4 protein-coding genes are annotated in these 7,332 nt (G+C 65.4%); all 4 read right to left on the reverse strand.

Annotation, left to right across the window (positions count from 1 at the left end; all coding sequences use genetic code 11):
* A partial coding sequence (locus AB0H82_RS36185) for an amino acid adenylation domain-containing protein (protein ID WP_362999793.1) occupies positions 1 to 4,322 on the reverse strand: 4,322 nt, incomplete at its 3' end.
* A gap of 105 nt (positions 4,323 to 4,427) precedes the next feature.
* On the reverse strand, positions 4,428 to 5,111 hold the full coding sequence (locus tag AB0H82_RS36190) for a cyclase family protein (RefSeq protein WP_362999794.1): 684 nt from the start codon (positions 5,109 to 5,111) through the stop codon (positions 4,428 to 4,430).
* A 2-nt stretch (positions 5,112 to 5,113) separates the two neighbouring features.
* Positions 5,114 to 6,331 (reverse strand): argininosuccinate synthase domain-containing protein, encoded by a 1,218-nt coding sequence (locus AB0H82_RS36195; protein ID WP_362999795.1) that lies wholly within the window; start codon positions 6,329 to 6,331, stop codon positions 5,114 to 5,116.
* Positions 6,316 to 7,056 (reverse strand): TauD/TfdA family dioxygenase, encoded by a 741-nt coding sequence (locus AB0H82_RS36200; RefSeq protein WP_362999796.1) that lies wholly within the window; start codon positions 7,054 to 7,056, stop codon positions 6,316 to 6,318. Before AB0H82_RS36200 ends, AB0H82_RS36195 begins: the two co-directional genes overlap by 16 nt.
* Positions 7,057 to 7,332: the final 276 nt, after the last annotated feature.

Consider the following 7,332-nt stretch of genomic DNA (forward strand, 5'->3'; position numbering starts at 1 on the left):
GCGATATACAACTCACCCACCACGCCAGGCGGCACCAGCTGGAGATTGCTGTCAAGCACATACACCCGCGTATTAAAAACCGGCTGACCAATCGGCGGTGCGGTGGGAATTACCCTCTCGCCATACCATGCAGTGGCATAAACTGTCGTCTCGGTCGGGCCATAAAGGTTGGCCACCTGGCAGCCCGGGATCGCTCCCTGGATGTCGCGCGCTCCCTGCGCAGTCAGGCGTTCCCCAGCCAACACCACGACGTCGGTCTCGATGTCCACACCACCGTGCTCCAACAGCTGAGACAACGCCGAGGGCACCGCACTGACCAGGCTTCCGGTCCACCCCTCCTGCGGGCGCTCAAGCAGCGAAAGGAGATTCCGCACCATTTCAATGCTGCCGCCGCAGGCCAACGGACCAAACATCTCAAAGGCCGACACATCGAAGTTCAGCGACGTCGAGGCCAACACCCGAGTCAGTCGCCCAGAGCCCATGTCGGACACCGCCCAGACCACGAGATTCACGATGTTCTGGTGAGCCACTACGACGCCTTTGGGGGCGCCGGTGCTGCCGGAGGTGTAGATGACGTAGGCGGGATGTTGCGGGAGGAGGGAGGTGGCGCGATCAGCGTCGGTGGGGTCGGTGTCCGGGTACTCGCCGAGCATCTCGGTGGTGTCGGGATGGTCGATTACCCATTGCGGTGTGGTGATGTCCTGGGGGACGAGGGCTGCGGTGTGGATGTGGGTGAGCACCAGGGCGGGGCGGGCGTCGGTGAGCATGAAGGCCAGATGTGCGCGTGGATAGTCGGGGTCCATGGGGAGGTAGGCGGCCCCGGCTTTGAGCACCGCCAAGATCGCCACGACCATGTCCACAGAGCGGGGCAGGGCCAGCGCGATGATCTGCTCGGGGCCCACCCCCCGGCTGAGGAGCGCGTGGGCGAGCTGGTTGGCTCGGGTGTTGAGCTGAGCGTAGGTGAGGGTGGTGTCCCCGCAGATCACTGCGATCGCTTGCGGGGTGGCCGTGGCCTGGGCTTGGAACAGCATTGGCAGGGTTGTCGCAGGGACTGGGTGGTTGGTGTCTGTCCCGGTGTGAAGCAGGTGATGGCGCTCGGCGGGGGTGAGGATATCGATCCGGCCGAGCGGTCGATCCGGGTTGGCGGCCACGGCGTGGAGCAGACGCACCCAGCGGGCGGTGATGGTCTCGACGGTGGTCGGGTCGAACAGGTCAGTGGCGTACTCCACGACACCTTCGATGCCTTGGGGTGCGCCGTGAGTGTTGTGCCGCTCGGACAGGGCAAAGTGCAGGTCAAACTTGGCGACCTCGGTGTCGATCTGCTCCGGGGTGACCTGCAGTCCGGGCAGGTCGACACTGACCTCGGGGGCATTCTGCATAGTGAGCATCACCTGGAACAGGGGATGGCGGGCCAGAGAGCGGGCCGGGTTGAGGGTTTCAACGAGATATTCGAAGGGCACGTCCTGGTTCGAGTAGGCACTCAGCGCGGTGTTCCGGACCCGGGCCAGCAGTTGAGTGAAGGTGGGGTTCCCGGAGGTGTCGGTGCGTAATACCAGGGTGTTGACGAAGAATCCGACCAGCTCGTCCAACGCCTGATCGGTGCGCCCGGCGATGGGGCTGCCCAAGGGGATGTCCTCGCCGGCGCCGAGCCGGGTCAGCAGCGCGGCCAACCCAGCCTGCAACACCATGAACACACTCGCCCCATTGCGTCGGGCCAGCCCGGTCAGTTCCTCGTGCAGCCGCGCGTCCAGCCGCACGGGAACCTGGCTGCCCCGGTGTGAGGCCACCGCCGGGCGGGGACGGTCGGTGGGTAGTTGGAGCTGCTCGGGTAGCCCAGCCAGCGCCTGGGTCCAGTAGGCCAGCTGGGTGGTGACCAGACTGTCCGGGTCGGTCTGGTCACCAAGAAGCTGGTGTTGCCACAGTGTGTAGTCGGCGTACTGCACCGGCAGCGGCGCCCATTCCGGCTCCTGACCTTGGCGGCGGGCGGTGTAGGCGGCGGCCAGGTCTTGTGACAGTGAGTCCATTGACCAGCCGTCACTGGCGATGTGGTGCAGTACCACCAGCAGCACATGCTCGTCAGGTGCGAGTGTGAACAGCTCGGCCCGCAGGGGCGGCTCGGTGGCGAGGTCGAACCCGCGCCGGAGAGCGGTGGCCAGCCTCTCCGGTAGCGCCGTCTCGGTCGTCTCAGTCGCCCTCAGCGACGGCCGGGCCGCCCGCGCGTCCAGAACCAGTTGGCACGGTGTGCCTTCTACCTGCGAGAAGACCGTCCGTAGACTCTCGTGACGGGCCATCACATCACCGAGCGCAGCGTGTAGCGCTGGGCGGTCCACCTCCCCGGACAGGCGCAACGCCCATGGGATGTGATAGGTGGCGCTGGGGCCTTCCAGCTGGTGGAGGAACCACAACCGGCGTTGCGCGAAGGACAACGGCACCACATCGGGACGCTGATACGGCGTCAGCGCCAACCTGGCTGGCCCGGCGTCATCCAATCGCCCGGCCAGACCGGCTGGCGTGGGGGTTTCGAACAGGGTGCGCAACTCCAGCTCCACACCGAAGGTGGCGCGGATTCGGGCGATCAGCCGAGTCGCCACCAGCGAATGCCCACCCAACTCGAAGAAGTCCCCGTCGACACCAACCCTGGGCAACCCCAGCACCTCGGCGAACAATTCAGCGAGCAGCTGTTCCTGCGGAGTCCTCGGCGCTCGCCCCGACCTGGCCACCGAGTAATCGGGGGCCGGCAACGCGCTACGATCTAGTTTCCTGTTCGGTGTTAACGGTAAATTGTCCACCAGTACCATGGTAGGCACCATATATTCCGGCAGCCGCTGAAGCAGAAATTCCCGCAACGAATGCGGCTGCAAACTCTCACCGTTAGTCACGACATAAGCGACCAGCCGTTTGTCGCCGGGCCGGTCTTCCCGGGCGATGACCGCAGATTGCGCGACCTTGGGGTGCGCGGCGAGCGCGGTCTCGATCTCACCCGGCTCAATACGGAACCCCCGGATCTTCACCTGATCATCAATCCGACCAACGAACTCCAGGACCCCGTCACCGCGCCAACGGGCTATATCTCCCGTCCGATACATCCGCCCGCCCGCCACACCGAACGGATCCGCCACGAAACGCTGCGCCGTCAAACCCGCCCGACCCAAATAGCCACGCGCCAGTTGGTTACCAGCAATATATAATTCGCCAGGAACTCCGACCGGCACTGCGCACAAATCGGAATCCAGCACATACGCCCTGGTGTTGCTGAACGGCCCGCCAATCGGCGGGTGCTGTGGCCAGTCAGCGACGTCGGCAGGCAGGGTGTAGGCGGTGACCGTATGGGTTTCGGTGGGACCGTATTGATTCTGCAACCGCCGAAGCGGCTGACGGCGGTAAAATTCTCGGACTTGGCGGCCCGCCGTCAACGTCGCACCGGACTGGGCGATGACACGTAACCGCGGAAGATCACGCCCGGCCTCGACGGCAGCTTGGGCAAGCGCCTCGACCACTAGGTTCGGAGCGAGCAGCTCCTCCACCTGGTGCCGATCCAGCCAGTCCACCAACAGTCGCGCGTCGCGCCGAACCTCGTTGGTCGGAACCACCAACGTCTTCCCGAACGTCAGCGTGGACAGGATCTCCTGCGCCGACACATCAAAGCTGATCGCGGCGAACTGGGCGACCCTACTGCTCGGGCCACTCACACGGGATTGCTGGTGCGACAGCAACAGATTCACCAACCCACCGGCGGGCATCACCACGGCTTTGGGGGTGCCGGTCGAACCGGAGGTGTAGATGACATAGACGGGGTGTTGTGGTGTGAGTGGGGTGGCGCGGTCGGAGTCGATGGGGTCGGCGTCTGAGTGTTCGTCCAGTATGGCCAGGGTGTCGGAGTCGTCGATCAGGAATCGTGGTGTGGCGGGGTTGTCGGAGACGCACGCCAGCGTCTGCGTGTTGGCCAGGAGGAGTGCTGGTTGTGCGTCATCGAGCATGAAGTTGATTCGCGCTCGGGGGTAGTCGGGGTCCAGGGGTAGGTAGGCGGCGCCGGTTTTGAGTACCGCCAGCAGTGCGACGATGAGCTCCGGTGAGCGGGGCAACGCAAGTGCCACGATCTGTTCCGGGCCCACACCCCGGGCTATCAGTGCGTGGGCGAGCTGGTTCGCCCGCGAGTTGAGTTGCTGGTAGGTCCAGGAGGTGTCCTCGAACACCACAGCGACCGCGTTGGGGGTGGCCCTGACCTGAGCTTCGACCAACCCTGGCAGGCTGGTGGACGGGATCGGGTGAGCAGTGTCGTTGTGCTCGATCAGCAGCTGGTGGCGTTCATCGCTGTCGGACAATGGTGCCTCCTAGTTGCTCTCACGTACCGAACCAAAGACCGCACTGTCCAGAAAAGATGCACGCTCGGCACCTGGCCGATCATCTCTGGCTCTCGCGCATGGTCGTCACCCTGGGTCGTCGATGAGCGCGTACGCCCGAACCGAGAAGGTGCCCATTCCGGCGACCGCGATCGGGGCGGCGTGGAAGCGGAACCGCGCGCCCACTACCTGCTTCAGCCCGGTCAGGTGCTCGACGACCGGGATTTCCGCTTCGAGCAGCCCGGTATGCGCCGGCCGCGTCAGGTCGAGCATGTTGTCGATGTTGACGGAGTCGATTCCTACCACTGCGGGGCGCTGGGCCACGAGCCAGCTAACGGCCGCCGCAGACAGGAACGGGTGGCCGTCCGCGCCGTATTGCGGGGTCTCCCAATGCTGGTCCCACCCGGTGTACACGAGAACGGCGCGGTCGGTCACGTCCAGCCCCTCGAAGACCTCCGGGCCGATGCTGCCCGAGCCCGATGGCCGAGACACCGCAGAAACAGCGACCCCTTCTAGGTCGACGAACCGCGACAGAGGCGCCTCGGAGAGGTCGGCGCCTGCCTCGAACCGGTGGAATGGAGCGTCGACGTAGGTGCCCGTGTTCGCCACCAGTGTGATGCGCCCGATCTGGAACTCGGTCCCAGGGGAGTACTTGCTGCGGGAATCCACCCTGGACATATGGTCCTCGATCACTGGCCCCGGCAGCCCTGGATAGGTGGTCATCCCGTGTCGCACCACGTGGGACAGATCGGCGAGAATGCGTTTACTCATACTCATTCCACCTTTCCGGATCGTCGCAGTCGGCTGGGATAGGTCGCCAGCGACAACCAGGGCGTGTACGAATACCCGCTCATCGACTCGTGGAACGCCTGGCCGAGCCGGGTGTAGTAAAGCCCGTTCGGTGAGTTCACGCTTAAGACCGTGAGTGACCCCTTGTGCAGCCGCAGGCGGACGGTCCCGGCTAGTGGGCGGTCCAGGTCGGCGAGGCACCTCGCTAAGCTCTCGCCGAGGTTGCTGAACCACCCGCCGTGTACGACTGTGGTGGTCCATTCGCGGGCGATGGTCCCACGCAACGCGTGCTCGTGGGGCGTGCAGATGGCGTTGGCCAGAACCTGGTGCGCCTTGATGATGATGGTCGCGGCGGGAGCTTCGCGGATCTCGTGGTTCTTCACTCCGAACGGTGTGTCCTCCAGGCCGGAGAACCGGCCGACGCCGTGCTCGCCGCCGAGTGCGTTCAGCCTTTCCACGAGTGCGCCGAGCGCGAGCACCGTGCCGTCGACGCCTACAGGGAGGCCGCTGTCGAACGTGAGGCTGATCTCCATCGGCTCATCAGGGGTGCTGCTGACGTCACGGGTCCATCGGAATACGCTTTCGTCGAGGTAGTTCTCCGGACTCTCCAAGGACCCGCACTCGATGACCCGCGTCCACGGATTGCTGTCGATGCTGTGGATGCCTTCGGGGAAGGAAATCCCGACGCTCTGCAGCGCGGCGAGCTTCTCCGACCTGGGCAGGTCGGAGCCGAGGAACGGCGCGGCGACGCCGATGTCGGGCGCCAGCGCGGTGATCGACCCGCTGAGCCGGATGGCGCTGTTCTGCATGTAAGTCGAAGTGTGGCCGATTACGTCGCAGCCGAGTTCCAAGGCCACCTGCACCGCGGTCCGGGCCATGAGCGGCCTGGTGAGCGTGGAACCGACCGGGAATTGCTCCTGGTAGTAGGCGTCCGCGTGCACGGCCGCAGGGAGGAATTCGGCGAAGAACTGCTCCGTCACGTCCACGTCACGGAATCGGACACCGAACATACGAGCCTGCTCCTCAGCCGTGCTGCACAGCTCCGACTCGCCGATACGTACGTTGAGCGCGGTCACGGCGATGTTCATGTCCCGCAACCGCTGGAGGAGGTAGGTCCCGTCCAACCCACCGGAGTAGAGCAGAAGCATGTGGCAAGGAGGTCGCTCGGCCATCTCCTCCAGGCTCGTCAGGAAGTGATGCATCCCTGGTTCTCCGCTCGGGTGTGAGGCCCGGCGGCGGATGCGTCTGCCGGGTAGGGCGAGAAGCAGATGGTGTTGAGCGGGTTGCACACTCGAGACCCCGGAGCGCGGCCCCTCCGCGAGCGCCGGATGTCCGAGACGGCGAAGCAGCGCCGAAGCCAGCGGTCCGTCTCGTCGTAGACGGCGGCGAACGGTGTGCGGCCGTGGACGGCTACACGGTTGTCGATCACGAGCAGATCGCCGGCATCAAGCCTGACGCCCCGCAGTGAGGTCTGCAGCGCCCGCTTCAACTCTTCCAGCGCCGTACCCGCATCGTCGGTAAGCGGTTCCATTGCGTGGAAGTCCACGAGGAACTCCGGGGAGTCAGCCGCGCCGGAGAGCACTGCGACCGGCTGGGTCAGCAGGTGTGTCCCGTTGTCGCCGAACGAGCTGCTCACCCGCAGGCGGAACTGTGGCCTGCGCAAGGTGGCCACGCACTCGGCTGACAACGTGGGCAGCACCTCGGCCACGGCGCCCACGACGGTGTGACTGTTCTTCGCGTGGTCGGGCCGCAGGCAGAACAGTGTGATGAAGTCGGGCTTGTGCGGGTGGAAGCCGTTCTCGGTGTGCAGTTCCAGGTAGACGGTCCCCGAGTTCTCCTGACGCGCCTCCGCGCCCTTGATGGGGACGATCTCTTGGATGAGGGTGCCCGCCTTCTCATCGGCGTAGGCGATGACATCGCCGACCACCGAGACCACCGTGAGCTGGGCGTGGGTCGTGACGGGGAGTTTGCTCCAATGCCCCAGGTATCCGTCCTGCGGGGTGGCGGGGAGTCGGGAGTCGATGGGCATGTTCCGGATCAGCATCGCCCCCGCGCTGTTGCCGTGGCGGCGGAACCGGCGCAGCGCGCGGAGCAGTCGGTCGGGCAGCAGGCTCGCTGCGAGTTTGGCTTCGGAGAGCAGCTCCTCGTCTGCGCGTTCCCGAACCTGTCAAGACCGCATGGGCAGAGACGTCAGCGGGACCTG

It is taken from the genome of Streptomyces sp. NPDC050732 (genome assembly GCF_040654255.1).
Lineage (GTDB): Bacteria > Actinomycetota > Actinomycetes > Streptomycetales > Streptomycetaceae > Streptomyces.

Bases quoted from the DNA above. Each gene is read 5' to 3' on its own strand.
- AB0H82_RS36195 (WP_362999795.1), bottom strand. From the start codon at position 6,331: ATGCATCACTTCCTGACGAGCCTGGAGGAGATGGCCGAGCGACCTCCT.
- AB0H82_RS36190 (WP_362999794.1), bottom strand. From the start codon at position 5,111: ATGAGTAAACGCATTCTCGCCGATCTGTCCCACGTGGTGCGACACGGG.